The sequence below is a fragment of the Ruegeria sp. BHSA123 genome (assembly GCF_059613425.1).
The window spans coordinates 1-16,011 of the sequence record NZ_JBXWSL010000028.1; the positions used below are offsets into that span (position 1 = coordinate 1).

At 62.1% G+C, this 16,011-nt stretch carries 11 protein-coding genes; 3 read left to right on the forward strand and 8 right to left on the reverse strand.

Annotated features, from left to right (window positions below):
- Together AC2FNC_RS13785 and AC2FNC_RS13790 are read left to right on the forward strand one after the other, a co-directional pair.
- Positions 1–2,465: valine--tRNA ligase (locus AC2FNC_RS13785; protein WP_496715623.1), on the forward strand; the 2,465-nt coding region annotated here is incomplete at its 5' end.
- 135 nt (positions 2,466–2,600) lie between these two features.
- Positions 2,601–3,764 (forward strand): benzoate/H(+) symporter BenE family transporter, encoded by a 1,164-nt coding sequence (locus tag AC2FNC_RS13790; protein WP_496715625.1) that lies wholly within the window; start codon positions 2,601–2,603, stop codon positions 3,762–3,764.
- Between the two features lie 141 nt (positions 3,765–3,905).
- On the opposite strand, the gene AC2FNC_RS13795 is transcribed toward AC2FNC_RS13790, so the two are convergent.
- Entirely contained in the window at positions 3,906–4,688 is a 783-nt protein-coding gene (locus AC2FNC_RS13795) for a crotonase/enoyl-CoA hydratase family protein (RefSeq protein ID WP_209505660.1), read from the reverse strand.
- Between the two features lie 66 nt (positions 4,689–4,754).
- Entirely contained in the window at positions 4,755–5,825 is a 1,071-nt protein-coding gene (locus AC2FNC_RS13800) for an SMP-30/gluconolactonase/LRE family protein (protein ID WP_496715626.1), read from the reverse strand.
- 90 nt (positions 5,826–5,915) lie between these two features.
- Between AC2FNC_RS13800 and AC2FNC_RS13805 the strand changes: the two genes are divergently transcribed.
- Positions 5,916–7,031, forward strand: a complete 1,116-nt coding sequence (locus tag AC2FNC_RS13805; protein ID WP_480604958.1) for a pyridoxal phosphate-dependent aminotransferase — start codon at positions 5,916–5,918, stop codon at positions 7,029–7,031.
- 125 nt (positions 7,032–7,156) lie between these two features.
- Here the strand turns inward: AC2FNC_RS13805 and AC2FNC_RS13810 are convergent, their stop codons facing one another.
- The 6 genes from AC2FNC_RS13810 to AC2FNC_RS13835 all read right to left on the reverse strand — a co-directional run bounded on the left by AC2FNC_RS13810 (position 7,157) and on the right by AC2FNC_RS13835 (position 15,966).
- Positions 7,157–8,347: a pyridoxal-phosphate-dependent aminotransferase family protein gene (locus AC2FNC_RS13810; RefSeq protein ID WP_496715628.1), complete on the reverse strand. Its 1,191-nt coding sequence runs from the start codon at positions 8,345–8,347 to the stop codon at positions 7,157–7,159.
- Positions 8,348–8,398: 51 nt separating this feature from the next.
- A complete protein-coding gene (locus AC2FNC_RS13815) occupies positions 8,399–9,031 on the reverse strand; it encodes a bifunctional 4-hydroxy-2-oxoglutarate aldolase/2-dehydro-3-deoxy-phosphogluconate aldolase (protein WP_496715629.1) in 633 nt (210 codons plus the stop codon).
- Positions 9,032–9,035: 4 nt separating this feature from the next.
- Positions 9,036–10,841 carry a phosphogluconate dehydratase gene (gene edd, locus AC2FNC_RS13820; RefSeq protein ID WP_480604962.1) on the reverse strand — a complete coding sequence of 602 codons (1,806 nt, stop codon included), beginning with the start codon at positions 10,839–10,841 and terminating at the stop codon, positions 9,036–9,038.
- A gap of 2 nt (positions 10,842–10,843) precedes the next feature.
- Positions 10,844–12,289: a glucose-6-phosphate dehydrogenase gene (gene zwf / locus AC2FNC_RS13825; protein WP_480622747.1), complete on the reverse strand. Its 1,446-nt coding sequence runs from the start codon at positions 12,287–12,289 to the stop codon at positions 10,844–10,846.
- Positions 12,290–12,437: 148 nt separating this feature from the next.
- Complete coding sequence (gene ptsP, locus AC2FNC_RS13830) at positions 12,438–14,681, reverse strand: phosphoenolpyruvate--protein phosphotransferase (protein ID WP_480518891.1); 2,244 nt, start codon at positions 14,679–14,681, stop codon at positions 12,438–12,440.
- A 46-nt stretch (positions 14,682–14,727) separates the two neighbouring features.
- On the reverse strand, positions 14,728–15,966 hold the full coding sequence (locus AC2FNC_RS13835; RefSeq protein WP_480473670.1) for an aspartate kinase: 1,239 nt from the start codon (positions 15,964–15,966) through the stop codon (positions 14,728–14,730).
- Between the last annotated feature and the right edge of the window lie 45 nt (positions 15,967–16,011).

Here is a 16,011-nt window from a genome sequence, read left to right on the forward strand (position 1 = left end):
ACATGTGGCACTTCAAGTACCCCTTGGCGGGCGGCGAGACATATGAGTATTTGGAAAAAGATGAAGATGGGAATGTGATCTTCCGCGAGGAGCGGGATTATATTTCCATTGCAACCACGCGGCCCGAAACCATGCTGGGCGACGGTGCTGTGGCCGTGCATCCGTCGGATGAGCGCTACGCGCCGATCGTCGGCAAACTGTGCGAAATCCCGGTTGGCCCGAAAGAGCATCGCCGCCAGATCCCGATCATCACCGATGAGTATCCCGATCCCGATTTCGGCTCGGGCGCGGTGAAGATCACCGGCGCGCATGACTTCAACGACAACATGGTGGCCAAGCGCGGCGGCATTCCAATGTACCGCCTGATGGACACCAAGGGCGCGATGCGGGCCGATGGCGCGCCTTACGCCGAGGAGGCGGGCAAGGCGCAGGAATACGCGCGCGGCAAAGCGTTCACCGAGAATGAGATCGACGCGATCAACCTGATCCCGGATCACCTGCGCGGACTGGACCGGTTCGAGGCGCGTGTGAAGGTGGTCGAGGAAATCACTGCTGACGGTCTGGCCGTGATGACCCGCGCGGATGATCCGCGTCTGGGCACCAAACTGGGCGAGGATGACGACCCGGCGGCTCTGGTGCCTTTGGTCGAGAGCAAGCCGATCATGCAGCCCTTTGGCGACCGCTCGAAAGTCGTCATCGAGCCGATGTTCACCGACCAGTGGTTCGTGGACGCCGAAAAGGTGGTCGGCCCGGCGCTGGATGCGGTCAGGGATGGCACGGTCAAGATCATCCCCGAGTCGGGCGAGAAGACCTATTACCATTGGCTGGAGAACATCGAGCCCTGGTGCATCTCGCGCCAGCTGTGGTGGGGGCATCAGATTCCGGTTTGGTATGGGCCTGGCTTCGGAGTAAGAGGGCATAACAAAAAGACGCGCGAGGTCTTTTGGTCCTACAAGCCACAGAATCTCCGCATGTATTGCGCAGCGACCTTTGAAGAAGCTGCTAAAATGTGCGCTGAAGAGCATCGCGATGTCGATGGAGAGCTCATTTATGATGTCTTCGAGGCTGAATCGTTCAGGGATGCCCAAGATGGTCTTGTCAATTTTTCGGACAACGCGCCTGAGCGTGGAAGAATTGGGCTTGTCCGCGACCCCGACGTCCTCGATACCTGGTTCTCCTCCGGCCTCTGGCCCATCGGCACGCTGGGCTGGCCCGAGGATACCGAGGAGATGCGCCGCTATTTCCCGACCAGCGTATTGATCACCGGCGCGGATATCCTGTTCTTCTGGGTCGCCCGGATGATGATGATGCAGCTGGCCGTGGTGAACGAGGTTCCGTTCCACACCGTCTACCTGCACTCGCTCGTCCGCGACGAGAAGGGCAAGAAGATGTCCAAGACCACCGGCAACGTCATTGACCCGCTGGAGATCGTGGACGAGTTCGGTGCCGACGCGCTGCGGTTCACCAACGCCTCGATGGCGGCAATTGGCGGCGTGCTGAAACTGTCGCGCGAACGCATCACCGGCTATCGCAACTTCGGCACCAAGCTTTGGAACGCCGTCCGCTTTGCCGAGATGAATGAGGTCTTTACCGACGCTGTGCTGCAACTGGATGTGGCAGACCTGAAGCCCAAGGCCGCCGTCAACCGCTGGATCATCGGCGAAACCGCCCGTGTGCGGGAAGAGGTCGACGCGGCGCTGGAAAGCTATCGTTTCAACGATGCCGCCAACGGGCTATATGCCTTTGTCTGGGGCAAGGTCTGCGACTGGTATGTGGAGCTGTCGAAGCCCCTGCTGCAAGGTGATGACTCTGCGGCGCAGGCCGAGACCCGCGCCACCATGCGCTGGGTTCTGGATCAGTGCATGGTCCTGCTGCACCCGATCATGCCCTTCATTACCGAGGAACTCTGGGGCCTGACCGGCAACCGTGCCAAAATGGTCGTCCACGCCGACTGGCCGACCTATGGTACCGAACTGGTCGACACCGATGCGGATCGTGAAATGAACTGGGTGATCTCGGTAATCGAAAACACCCGCTCGGCCCGTGCGCAGATGCGGGTGCCTGCGGGTCTCTACGTGCCGATGCTGGTGACCGAGATCGACGCCAACGGCCAAGCCGCGTGGGACCGCAACGAGGCGCTGATCAAACGTCTGGCACGCATCGACAGCCTGACTAAGGCGGACGCGCTGCCCAAGGGCACCATCTCGATTGCCGCCCCCGGAGCCTCCTTCGGCCTGCCGTTGGCGGATATAATCGACATCGGCGCGGAAAAGGAGCGGCTGGAGAAAGCCAAGGGCAAGCTGGCCAAGGAACTCGGCGGCCTGCGTGGACGGCTGAACAACCCCAAATTCGTGGCCTCTGCCCCGGACGAAGTGGTTGAGGAAGCCAAAGCCAACCTCGCCGCCCGCGAGGAAGAAGAAGCCAAGCTGAACGAGGCACTGGCCCGTCTGGCCGAGATCGCCTGATCTTCATCTTTTCAAAAATACTCATACCCCGAACCCCGCCGCTGATCCGGCGGGGTTTTCTTTTGCGTGTTCAGACCTTGCCCGCCCCTGCCGCCGCTTGTTAGCAATCACCAACCCCAACCGCCCGAGGCTGTCATGACCCAGTTTGCCCCACCGCTCCAGACAGTCTCGACCGGGCTGGTTGTCGCCATTGTCGGGTTCTTCAGTTCCTTTCCTATCGTGTTGCAGGGGCTGGCCGCGATGGACGCGTCTCCGGCGCAGGCGGCCTCGGGTCTGATGATGGCGGCCATCGCAATGGGACTGACCGCCATTGTGCTGAGCCTGTGGTACCGGCAACCGATCAGCGTCGCTTGGTCGACACCGGGGGCGGCGCTGCTGGCGGTGTCCGCGACTCCGGCGCTGGGGTTTTCCGAGGCAACGGGCGCGTTCCTGTGTGCAGGGGCGCTGACGGTTCTGGCCGGGCTCTGGCGGCCATTGGGGCGGCTAGCGGCCGCCATTCCAACGACTTTGGCACAGGCCATGCTGGGGGGCGTTCTGCTGCCGCTTTGCATTCTGCCCTTTCAGGCCGCAGTCGAATTGCCCGCGCAAGCCCTGCCGGTGATCCTGACATGGTTCATCGCAGGCCGGATCAACCGGCTGTTCGCCGTTCCGGCGGCCGTTGCCGCCGCCGCGCTGGTTGTGGTACTGAACGCAGGCGACACCTCGGTGACCCCGGCGCGATGGCTGGCGGCACCGGTCTGGACCATGCCCGGTTTCTCGCTGGCCTCGACCATCGGAATCGCCATCCCGCTGTTTATCGTCACGATGGCGACCCAGAACATTCCCGGCATCGCGGTGATGCACAGCTTTGGCTATACCCCGGCTCCGGGCAGGCTGTTTTCATCGGTGGGTGGGGCGAGCCTGTTATCGGCTCCGTTTGGTGCGCCTGCCACCTGCCTTGCGGCCATCACCGCTGCGATGTGTTCCAACGAGGACAGCCACCCCGATCCCGCGCAACGGTACTGGTCGGCCATCATGGGTGGGGTGTTCTATGGTGTATTCGGCATCTTTGCCGTGGCGATTACCGGCTTTGCATCCCATGCCGATCCGCTGTTGATGGGGACATTGACCGGTGTCGCCCTGATCGGCGTGCTGGCCAATTCGATTTTCGCAGCACTTGAGGTTCCGGCCGAGCGTGAGGCCGCGATGCTGACCTTTGCGATCACCGCATCGGGCATCTCGGTCTTTGGGCTGGGCGCGGCGGTCTGGGGCCTGCTGATCGGCGGGCTGGCCTATCTGGTGAGCAACAGAATCCGGTAGCCGCTTTCGCATCCTGCCCTTGCCGGGATTAATCGCCCCTTGGTTGGTTCGGCAGAACGCAAGGTTGTGATGGCGAAAAACGCCGATTTTGAAATGCGTTACAACATGGCCCGCGATGCACGGCGGGCTTTCATCCGCTGATCATTTGAACTCGGGCTTGCGGCCCTGCATCTGCGCCATCACGACCTCCATCTGATGCGGCTTGCCGATCAGCTCAACCTGCTCGGCGGATTCCGCCTTGAGAACATCCGCGCGGGGCTGGGTTTCGGCCACTTCGATCAGCCGCTTGGCGGCACGGATGGCCGAGGGGCTTTGACCGGCGATGTTCTCGGCAATGGCCAGAGCTTCGGTCAGCGGATCATCTGAAAGCTGCGTGACCAGCCCCCAATCCATCGCCTGCTGCGCACCGATGGGCCGGGCCGTGTAGGTCAGCAGACGCAGAACGTCCGAACGCACAAGCCGGGGCAACAGAACCATGCCACCCATATCGGGGATGATACCCCATTTCATCTCCATCACCGCCAGTTTCGCCTCGGGGTGCGCGATACGGATATCCGCGCCCAGCGCAATTTGCAGGCCACCGCCATAGGCGACACCCTGAATGGCGCAGATCACCGGTACCGGTACGCGACGCCAGATCAGGGCCAGCTCCTGCATCTCGTTGGCATCCTCATGGCTGCGGGTCATCAGCCATTCGGTGGGATCCATATGGGCCATCTTTGCAAAGCTCGCCATGTCGAGCCCAGCGCAGAAGCTTTTCCCCTCGCCCGACAAAACCACGGCGCGGGCGTCCGAGGCGGCGACCTCTTGCCCGGCAGAGAGCAATGCCTTGACCATCGCGTCATCCAGCGCATTCATCTTGTCACCTCTGGTCAGGGTGACATGGGCAACATGGTCTTGATAGGTGACGGATACACGTGACATGGGGGACCTCCCGAAATTCAGTTGCGGCGACCATGCCCGGACGGGACGCCGAATTCCACTGCGACGTCAGGGCAGATCGCTGACAGGCATCCGCCCGAACCAGGGGGAATCGAGCGTCATGACATAGAACTGATCGCCCACGATCCGGCCCCCTGTCGTGATGCCAATACGGCCTTGAGGGTCTTGAAACGTGCGCAGGATCGTGCCTTCACCATCAAACTGCACCAGCATACCCCGATGGATCGGTGCCGGGCGTACAGCCGGACCCAGCCGCCAGACCACCTTGCGCAGGAAGGGGTACGGCATCAGTGCCTCGGACGGGACACGCGGGCTGGCGAAGGCCATCCAGTAGGTGCCATCACCTTGTGCTTCGAGATTGTCGGGATAGCCGGGCAGGTTGTGCAGCAAGACCTCTTGCTGACCGGCTTTGGGCCCGCTGAGCCACAGCTTGTGTACCCGTGCGCGACCGGTCTCGGCGATCAGCAGGAAATCTGCGTCAGGTGAGAGCGCAATGCCATTGGTATAGACGAACCCAGTGGCAATCTTTTCGGTGCGGCCATCGGGTGTGTGACGGGCGACATAGCCTGTATCGGATTGTTCCCAGATGGTCAGGACCGAAGTCGGCTTGGTCCCGCCCATGGTTTCGGGATCGAACCGGTCGGAAGAGTTCGAAAAATAGATCGTGCCGTCCTGCGCCACGTCCAGTTGGTTTGCATAGACCACGGGCGCACCGTCGATATCGGCCACCACGGATTCAAGCGTGCCCGGCCCAGTCCAGCGCATCACGCCGCGAAAGCTGTCGGCAATGTAAAGCGCGCCATCCGGTCCGGCCCTGAGACCCAGAGGACGCCCACCGAGTTGGTCGGCCACAACAGGGTCGGCCCCGTCAATGCGATAGAGCGTGCCAGACCGGCTGGTCGTATAGACCGCGCCGTTGGGCAGGATGGCGATGTCTTCGGGGCCGGTTTCCCCATCGGGCAAGTGGATCAGCTGCGCGGCGTCCAGCACGGTGTTCTCGGCGAAATCCCCTGTGAAACCGGCATCTTCCGGCATCTCAACGGCGACGGGGATAACGGGAACGGGCCAGAACAGAAGATAGGCAAGGCCCAGAAGAACAATGGCAGACAGTATGCGCATTTGCGCTCCTTACTTGTGTTTCAATACGTTCTGACGCGCGGGATGATGTGCGCGCTTGCCCGAAGCTCGGGCTTGGGGTTATCTGCAGGCATGACAGGACCACGATACACCCCGCTTGCCCAATCCCTGCCCGCCACCGTGCCCTTTGTGGGCCCCGAAACGCAAGAGCGTCAGCGCGGCGCGGCGTTCATTGCCCGTCTTGGCGCCAACGAGAGCGTGTTTGGCCCCTCGCCCCACGCGATCCGGGCCATGGAGCAGGCCGCGTCTGATATCTGGATGTATGGTGATCCCGAGAACCACGATCTGCGCCATGCTTTGGCCGAGTATCATGGGGTAACCTCCGAAAATATCGTTGTGGGCGAAGGGATTGACGGGCTTCTGGGTTATCTTGTGCGTCTGATTGTAGGGCCCGGGGATGCGGTTGTGACCTCGGACGGGGCGTATCCCACCTTTAATTATCATGTGGCCGGGTTCGGTGGCGTTTTGCACAAGGTTCCCTATGCCGGGGATCACGAAGACCCGGCGGCCCTGTTTGCGAAGGCGGCCGAGGTGGGTGCAAAACTGGTCTATCTGGCCAATCCGGACAATCCAATGGGCAGCTGGCATTCCGGCGCGGATATCGTGGCGGCGATGGACGCCCTGCCCGACGGGTGCCTGCTGATTCTGGATGAGGCTTATGTGGAATGCGCGCCAGTTGGGACAGCGGCACCCGTCAGCGCAGACGACCCTCGCGTGATCCGGATGCGGACATTTTCCAAGGTCTATGGCATGGCGGGCGCACGGGTTGGCTATGCCATGGGAGCGCCCGACCTGATTGCAGCCTTCAACAAGGTGCGCAACCATTTCGGCATGAACCGCGCGGCGCAGGCCGGGGCGCTGGCCGCGTTGCAGGATGGTGCGTGGCTGGAGCATATTCAGGCGCAAATCGCCGAGGCGCGTGAGCGGATAGGAACGATTGCCCGCGAAAACGGGTTGGAGCCGCTGCCCTCGGCCACCAATTTCGTGACGATTGATTGCGGGCGGGATGGGGATTTTGCCCGAGCGGTTCTGGAGGCTCTGGTTGCGCGGGGCCTGTTTGTCCGGATGCCGTTTGCAACGCCCCAGAACAGGTGCATCCGGATAAGCTGTGGTGAAACAGCAGATCTGGATGCTTTCGCGGCCGCCTTGCCCAAGGCGCTAGCGGAGGTGCGGGCAAAGACGGACTAGCGCTGGTCTGTCTTGCCATCGGGTCAAAGGGGGGCTGTCTGCCCCCATCGCGCAAAGCGCGATTCCCCCCGAGGATATTTTTGGCCAGATGAAGGGGCGGATCAGTGCTGTTCGTCTGAGGCGTGTCAGGCGGCCAGGACGGCAGCGGCGGCCTCGAGCGCGCCTTTGCCACGGGGGATATCAAGCGCGGCCATGGCCGTTTCCATACCGCCCAGCATCGCCATCACCATCTGCCCGTTGACATGGCCCATATGTCCGAGGCGGAAACAGCTGTCGTAGTCCTCCATCCCAAGACCAATGCCCAGCGTCAGGCCCAGCTGATGTTCAGTGAACGCGCGCAGGGCCGTGCCGCGCCCCCCGTTCAGGCGCAGGGCGGTAACGGCATGGCTGCGGTGGGCGCGGTCGGCAACGTTCAGATGCAGCGCGCCGCCTTCGGCCCATGTTTCGCAGGCCGCCCAGATGGCAGTAGCCAGACGTTCATGGCGGGCCCAGACCTGTTCGATCCCTTCCGCATGGATCAGGTCGAGCGCGGCGCGCAGACCATAGAGGTGATGCGTCGGCGCGGTACCGTCGAAATACTGGTAGAACAGGTCGGGATTGGCGCGCGGCTGCCAGTCCCAATATCGTGACACACGCGGCATGGCGGCCCGCTTGGCCTGTGCTTTGTCGTTAAAAAAGACGAAGCCTGTGCCTGCGGGGGTCATCAGGCCTTTCTGGCAAGCGGTGACCGTGACATCGACGCCCCATTCATCCATCTCGAACCGGTCGCACCCCAGTGAGGCGATGCAATCGGCCATCAACAGCGCCGGGTGGTCCAGATCGTTGAGCAGTTTGCGCAGTGCCGGGATATCGTTGCGGATCGAGCTTGATGTGTCCACATGAACCGCGAGAACGGCCTTGATCTGGTGGCTTTTATCCGCGCGCAAAGCGTCGGCAATTCGGTCGAGATCCCAGGCGGATGAGTTGCCGAAATCGATCAGCTGCACCCTTGCCCCGATGCCTTCGGCCATCTCGGCCCAGCCATGGGTGAACCGGCCCGAGGCAGGAGCCAGAACGGTTTCGCCGGGGGCGATCACGTTTGACAGAGCGGCCTCCCACGTGCCGTGACCATTGGCAATATAGATGGCAACGTCATGGCCTGTGCGTGCAACCCGACGCAGGTCACGGGTCAGGGCGGGCATCATGTCGATGAGCGCGCCATCGTAGATATTGGGCGACGGACGATGCATCGCCTGCAGGACCGCGTCCGGCATCACCGACGGGCCCGGGATTGCCAAATAAGTTCGCCCCTGAGAGAGGGCAGATGTCTGTGTCATGGGGTCAACCTGTCTGAGTTGACGCCCACATTACTGAGGGGCTTCGCGGCGTCAATCCGCCAGCTTCGACGCCTCGCGCGCAAGTGTTTCGATCCCGGCCCAGTCACCGCTTTCGACCATCTGCTTGGGCGCGACCCAGCTGCCACCGGCGCAGACCACGTTGGACAGGGACAGGTAGTCACGGGCGTTGGACATCGACACCCCGCCTGTCGGGCAAAAGCTGATCTGCGGCAGGGGCGCGCCGATTGCCTTGAGTGCGGGCGCGCCGCCCGAGGCCTCGGCCGGGAAGAATTTCAGCATGTCATAGCCTTTTTCCAGCAATGCCATCGCTTCGCTGGCCGTGGCCGCACCGGGCAGCAGCGGCAGGCCCTCGGCCTCGCACGCCGCAAGGAGCGCGTCGGTTGCGCCCGGAGAGACGCCAAACTGCGCGCCCGCCTCTTTGGCGGCGCGGACGTCTTCGGGTGTGACCAGCGTACCTGCGCCGACCACGCCGCCGGGCACCCTGGCCATCGCGCGGATCGCGTCGAGCGCGGCGGGCGTACGCAAGGTGACCTCGAGCGCTGGCAGACCGCCTGCGACCAATGCCTCGGCCAGCGGGCGGGCCTGCGCGACGTCATCGACAACCAGAACCGGAACGATCGGGGCCAGTGCGCAGATCTCGCGGGTACGTTGGGATTTGAACATGAGATTAAACTCCGAAAATGCTGGCACCGGTGTCGGCCGAGCCGACATTCTGGCGGAACGTACCAAAAAGATCGCGCCCCGCACCGTGTTGATTGGCGGACAGGTCGGCGGTGACGGGCGCGCGGTCCAGAACGCCTGCGGTGAGGATTTCCAGATCACCCCTGACCGCATCGACGCGCAGGATGTCACCATCCTGAAGGTATGCAATGGGGCCACGGTCGAGCGCTTCGGGGACAACATGGATGGCGGCGGGCACCTTGCCGGAAGCGCCAGACATGCGGCCATCGGTAACCAGCGCCACTTTCTGGCCCCGGCCCTGCAAGATCGACAGCATGGGCGTCAGTGAGTGCAGTTCCGGCATCCCGTTGGCCTTGGGACCCTGGAAGCGCACGACGACGATGACGTCACCGGTAAACTCGCCCGCCTTGAAGGCTGCCTTGACCGCGTCCTGGTCGTGGAAAACGCGGACCGGAGCCTCGACCACCTGATGTTCGGGGGCGACGGCCGAGACCTTCATGACCCCGGTGCCCAGATTGCCGGTCAGGCGCGACAGGCCGCCAGTGGGCTGGAACGGGTCGCGGGCAGGACGGACGATCTTGTCATTCAGGCTGTGGCCAGCGCCGTCTTGCCAGGTCAGCTCACCATCGATTAGCTTGGGCTCGCGCGTGTAATTGTGCAGGCCCTGCCCGGCGACGGTCAGCGTATCGGGGTGCAGCAAGCCTTCTTCGAGCAACGTGCCGATCGTGAACCCAAGCCCGCCTGCGGCGTGGAAGTGGTTCACGTCGGCCAGACCGTTGGGATAGACCCGTGCGACCAGCGGGACCACGGCGGAGATATCCGAGAAATCCTGCCAATCCAGCACGATGCCCCCGGCACGCGCCATGGCGATCAGGTGGATCAGCAGATTGGTCGAGCCTCCGGTCGCCATCAGGCCGACGATACCGTTCACAAAGGCCCGTTCGTCGAGCACCTGATAAACCGGGGTATAGCTGTTTCCCAGCGCGCTGAGCGACAGGGCGCGGCGCGCGCCCTCTTGTGTCAGCGCGTCGCGCAAGGGCGTGTTGGGATTGACGAAGCTGGAGCCCGGAAGGTGCAGGCCCATGAACTCCATCAGCATCTGGTTGGTATTTGCGGTGCCGTAGAAAGTGCAGGTGCCAGGGCCGTGATAGGCGGCCATTTCGGCGGCCATCAGTTCGTCGCGCCCGACCTCTCCGGCAGCGAATTTCTGGCGAACCTTGGCCTTTTCGTCATTGGGCAGACCGCTGGTCATTGGCCCTGCGGGCAGGAACACGGCAGGCAGATGCCCGAACGCCTGCGCGCCGATGATCAGACCGGGGACAATCTTGTCGCAGACGCCGAGGAAGACTGCCGCGTCATAGGTGTTGTGGCTGAGCGCGATGCCAGTTGCCAGAGCAATCACGTCGCGCGAAAACAGCGACAATTCCATCCCTGCTTCGCCCTGGGTGACACCGTCGCACATGGCTGGCACGCCACCTGCGACCTGAGCAGTACCTCCGGCGGCGCGGATCGCATCGCGGATCAGGGCGGGGTACCTTTCAAAGGGCTGATGGGCGGACAGCATGTCGTTATAGGCGGTGACAATGCCCAGATTGCCCGCCGTGCCGGTGGCCATGGATTGCTGGTCTTCACCCGCACCCGCATAGGCATGGGCCTGACCACTACAGGACAGGTGCGCACGAGCGGGGCCCTTGGATCTGGCCTGTTCCATCCGGTCGATATGGGGGCCGCGCAGATCGGCGCTGCGGTCGATGATCCGTTTGGTGACGTCGGAAATGACAGAGTGAACCATGATTACCCTCCGATCTGACGCCAGCGACGCCCATCGCGATGCATCAGCATCAGTGCTTCTTCGGGGCCTGAACTGCCCTGATCGTACTTGGCGGGTTTGTCCCCGCGCTGTTCCCAGCCGTGAATGATGGGATCGACCCAGGCCCAGGCCGCCTCGGCCTCGTCGCCGCGCATGAACAGGGTCTGGTCGCCCCGGATGACATCCATGATCAGGCGTTCATATGCGTCCGGGGATTGCGAGTCATCACCCAGCGCGTCGGCAAAGCTCATGTCCAGAGCAACATCGGACAGGCGGAACCCGCCCTGCCCCGGTTCCTTTATCGTCGTGCGCAGGGTGATGCCTTCGTCTGGTTGCAGGCGGATCACCAGCACGTTGCCGTGCAACGGGCCGACATTGGGAAAGATCGTGTGTGGCGGGTCGCGGAAGAACACCGCGATTTCAGAGGCACGTGCGCGCAGGCGTTTGCCTGTGCGCAGGTAGAACGGCACCCCGGCCCACCGCCAGTTGCCGATATGGACCTTGAGCGCAATGAAGCTTTCGGTGCGGCTGGCGGGGTTGCCAACGTGATCAAGGTATCCGTCACCGCCCTTGCCCGTGCGATATTGACCACGGGCGATATCCCTGGGTTCGACCGGTTCCAGCGCCTCGATCACCTTGACCTTCTCGTCACGCACCGCGTTGGGAGAGAACTTTGACGGAGGTTCCATCGCGGTCAGGCACAGCAACTGCACCAGATGGTTCTGGATCATGTCCCGCATCGCGCCGGATTGATCGTAATAGGCCCCGCGCCCTTCCACCCCGACGGTTTCCGCCACGGTGATCTGCACATGGTCGACATGGGTCGAATTCCAAAGCGGCTCGAACAGGGAATTCGCAAAGCGCAGCGCCATCAGGTTCTGCACGGTTTCCTTGCCCAGATAATGGTCGATCCGGTAAATCTGGTGTTCCTTGAAACACGCCCGCAAGCCTTCGTTCAGCGCTTTTGCCGAGGCAAGGTCATGACCGAACGGCTTTTCAACAACGATGCGGCTGTCCGGCGTGGCCAGACCGGCGTCATGCAGGCGCTGCGCAATGCCCGAAAACAGGCTGGGACCCACCGACAGGTAAAAGGCCCGCACCACGTCGGGGCGCAGCAGCTTGGACAGATCGGACCATCCGGCATCGCCCAGTGCATCCACCGGCACGTATTCAACATGAGACAGGAACCGGTCCAGCGTGTCCTTTTTGAACTTTGGTGCGAATTCCTGCATCGATGCGCGGACCTGATCGCGAAATTCGTCGCTGTCGATATCCGAGCGCGCCGTGCCGATGATCCGCGCCCCATCGGGCATCTGGCCGACCTCGAACCGATGGTACAAGCCCGGCAAGATCTTACGTTGCGCCAGATCCCCGGTCGCGCCGAACAACACAAGATCGAACGGCTCTACCGGAATTACGCGTGAAACCATCACAGGCTCCTTCTCGAGTTTGCCGATATCAGTTCAGCACGGCATGAAACGGCTCTGCGGCACACTGTTACCGCTAACATTGCCTGCGTGATAGAAAGCCTGCGCGAAAAAATCAAGCATAGTTTCCCAAAAAGCGAGGTTTTGAGGGCTATACCTGACTGCGCAGCCATTCCATCACGGCCGGACGTACGGATTGTTCGCCGCGATGGCGCGCGTCGGCGATGATTTTTCGCACCTCCATCAGGTCGCACCGCAGCAACAGGCTTTTGACCGGACCAATCGACGCCGGGCGCATAGACAGGGTGCGAATACCCATGGCCGCAAGGCACAGCGCCTCGACCGGACGGCCCGCATCCTCGCCACAGAAACTGAGCGGAGTGTCCGAAAGCCCGCAGCGTTCGACAATGCGTTCCATCAGGCTCAGGAAACTGACATTCAACGTGTCATAGCGGCGGCGGACCAGTTCATTTTCGCGGTCAGCGGCAAAAAAGAACTGCTTGAGGTCATTCCCACCGATCGAGATGAAATCGACCTCGTCAAAGAACTTTTGCGGCGCAAAGGCCAGTGAAGGGGTTTCCAGCATCGCGCCGACTTCAAGCGTTTCGGGCAGAACGTGGCCCAGTCGCTTTTCGCGTTCGATGGTTTTGTTCACTTCCCAGCGGGCTTCGCGATATTCCTCGGCCTGCGCGACAAAGGGGAACATGACGGTCAGCGGGCGACCATTGGCGGCGCGCAGAAGGGCCTGCAACTGCATCCGCATCACGCCGCGTTTGTCCAGACCGACACGAATGGCGCGCCAACCCAGGGCCGGGTTGGGTTCGGCCACGTGTTTCATATAGGGCAGTACCTTGTCCGACCCGATATCGAGCGTGCGGAACACCACCCTTTTGTCGCCCGCGGCATCCAGAACCCGCTGGTACTGAGTGACCAGCTCGGACCGTTTGGGCATCTTATTGCGGATCAGGAATTGCAGCTCGGTTCGGAACAGGCCAACACCCTCGGCACCTGACGTTCCCAGCGATGGCAGGTCGGCCATCAGACCCGCGTTCATCACCAGATTGATGCGCGTTCCGTCGCGAGTGACACAGGGGGTTTCGCGGATCGAGGCATAGCGTTCCTGTGCCTTGGCCTGCATCGCGATTTTGTCGCGGAAGGCGCTGACCACGCTGTCTTCCGGACGCAGGTGAACAACGCCCTGATCGCCATCCACCAGCACGTGGTCACCGTTCAGCGCTTCGGTCGTGATCCGGCCCACATGGACCACCAGAGGGATCGCCAGCGCACGGGCCACAATGGTAGCGTGACTGCCGACTGAACCTTCTTCGAGGATGATCCCCTTCAGCGCCCGACCGTATTCCAACAGGTCGCCGGGGCCGATATTGCGCGCGACCAGAATCGGATCGGGTGGCAGATCGGCGCTGTCGGTTTTTCCCTGCCCGGTCAGAATGCGCAGCAAACGGTTGCTGAGATCGTCAAGATCCGCCAGCCGTTCGCGCAGATAGGGATCAGACACCTGCCCCATCCGGGCGCGCGCCTGGGATTGTTCTTTCTCGACTGCGGCTTCGGCGCTGAGCCCCAGGGCAATGTCCTCTTCCATCCGGCGCATCCAGCCTTTGGAATTGGCAAACATCCGGTAGGCTTCCAGCACCTTGAGCTGTTCGGTGTCACCATCCCGGGAAATTTCGAGCATCTTGTCGACGCCGACGCGCAGCTCTTCCACTGCCTCATTCAGACGTTCGCGTTCCCGGTGCGGGTCTTCGGCAATCGGATTGGTGACGACCACACGGGGTTCATGCAGCCAGACATGGCCTTCGGCGGAACCTTCCTGCGCCGGGCCGCCGCGCAGCAGAACCGATTGCTGGTGCCGTGGCGACAGGGCCGCGCCTTCGCCAACAAAGGCGCCCAGTTCGGCCATTTCGGCCAGCACCATGGCCACCACTTCCAGCGCATAGATCTCGTCGGCGGAAAATTCACGCGCTTTGCGGGACTGGACAACCAGAACACCCAGCTTTTCCCCAAGGCGCTGCACCGGCACGCCGAGAAAGGACGAAAACCGCTCTTCCCCGGTTTCCGGCATATACCGGAACCCTTTTTCAGACGGCGCGTCCGGGGTGTTGACCACCTTGCCGGTCTTGGCGACCCGGCCCACCAGCCCCTCGCCCAGGCGCATCCGGGTCTGGTGTACCGATTCCGGCGCAAGCCCTTGGGTCGCACAGAGTTCCAGGGTCTCATCATCGCGGAACAGATATATCGAGCACACTTCGCTGCGCATGCTGTCGGCGATCAGATGAGTGATCTGATCAAGGCGCTCCTGCCCAGCGGCTTCGCTGGCCATCGCCTCGCGCAACCGCCCCAGCAGCTTGCGGGATTCTGTTTCCGTGCCGTCTGCCATGGCCCAACCAATTCAGTGTGTCAGGCGAAACCCTTGGCCGATCAGCTCAGGCCGCCTTGTCCAGTTCAAAGGCATCATGCAGTGCCTGAACGGCAAGTTCCATGTATTTCCTGTCGATAAGAACGGAAATTTTGATCTCGGAGGTTGTGATGACCTTGATGTTGATCCCCTCATCCGAGAGCACCTTGAACATTTTGGCCGCGACACCCGATTGCGAGCGCATACCGATTCCCACCACCGAAACCTTGCAGACACCGGTATCAGCGACCAGTTCGGCATAGTTGAGCTCGCCCTTGTCCTTGATCGCCAGCAGCGCTTTTTCGGCACGGACCACCTGATCGGTGGGGCACGAGAAGGTCATGTCCGTGCGTCCCTCGTCCGAGATGTTCTGCACGATCATGTCGACATTGACGCCCTCATCGCTGAGCGCGGTGAAGATGGTCGAGGCGATACCGGGACGGTCCGCCACCGAAACGACGGTCATCTTGGCCTCGTCACGGGAATAGGCCACACCGGCCACAACATTGGATTCCATGATATCCTCCTCGTCAACGACCAGCGTACCGGCCTCGTCGGATTGTTCTTCGAAACTTGAAAGAACGCGCAGTTTCACCTTGTAGCGCATTGCCAGCTCGACCGAGCGAGTCTGCAGCACCTTGGCGCCCAGCGACGCCAGTTCGAGCATTTCCTCGAACGAGATCCTGTGCAGCTTGCGGGCCTTTTCGCAGATGCGCGGATCGGTGGTATAGACACCATCCACGTCGGTATAGATGTCGCAGCGTTCCGCACCAAACGCCGCGGCAAAAGCCACGGCAGTGGTGTCCGAGCCACCCCGGCCCAGCGTTGTGATGCGGCCTTCGGGGCTGAGCCCCTGAAACCCGGCCACAACGGCCACTTTCATGCCTTCGCCGAATTTCTGGTTGATGTTTGTGGTCGGGATGTCTTCGATCCGCGCCTGGCTATGCGCACTGGTTGTCAGCAGCGGCACTTGCCAGCCCTGCCAGCTGCGCGCCGGAACGTCCATTTCCTGCAATGTCAGAGCCATCAGGCCAGCGGTGACATTTTCGCCCGAAGATACAACAGCATCGTATTCGCGTGCATCAAAAAGCGGCGACGTCTCGTTCACCCAGCCCACCAGCTCGTTGGTCTTGCCCGACATGGCCGAGACGATGACGATCACGTCATAGCCCTTGGCAACTTCGACGCCAACACGCTTGGCAGCGCGGCGGATGCGGTCCAGGTTGGCGACCGAAGTGCCGCCGAATTTCATAACGAGTACGGGCATGGGGGCAAATGTCTCCGCGCCTTGGATTAGAGGTCCCGAGCCTCA

Bases quoted from the DNA above. Each gene is read 5' to 3' on its own strand.
- AC2FNC_RS13790 (WP_496715625.1), top strand. From the start codon at position 2,601: ATGACCCAGTTTGCCCCACCGCTCCAGACAGTCTCGACCGGGCTGGTT.
- AC2FNC_RS13795 (WP_209505660.1), bottom strand. From the start codon at position 4,688: ATGTCACGTGTATCCGTCACCTATCAAGACCATGTTGCCCATGTCACC.
- AC2FNC_RS13800 (WP_496715626.1), bottom strand. From the start codon at position 5,825: ATGCGCATACTGTCTGCCATTGTTCTTCTGGGCCTTGCCTATCTTCTG.
- AC2FNC_RS13805 (WP_480604958.1), top strand. From the start codon at position 5,916: ATGACAGGACCACGATACACCCCGCTTGCCCAATCCCTGCCCGCCACC.
- AC2FNC_RS13810 (WP_496715628.1), bottom strand. From the start codon at position 8,347: ATGACACAGACATCTGCCCTCTCTCAGGGGCGAACTTATTTGGCAATC.
- AC2FNC_RS13815 (WP_496715629.1), bottom strand. From the start codon at position 9,031: ATGTTCAAATCCCAACGTACCCGCGAGATCTGCGCACTGGCCCCGATC.
- edd (WP_480604962.1), bottom strand. From the start codon at position 10,841: ATGGTTCACTCTGTCATTTCCGACGTCACCAAACGGATCATCGACCGC.
- zwf (WP_480622747.1), bottom strand. From the start codon at position 12,289: ATGGTTTCACGCGTAATTCCGGTAGAGCCGTTCGATCTTGTGTTGTTC.
- ptsP (WP_480518891.1), bottom strand. From the start codon at position 14,681: ATGGCAGACGGCACGGAAACAGAATCCCGCAAGCTGCTGGGGCGGTTG.
- AC2FNC_RS13835 (WP_480473670.1), bottom strand. From the start codon at position 15,966: ATGCCCGTACTCGTTATGAAATTCGGCGGCACTTCGGTCGCCAACCTG.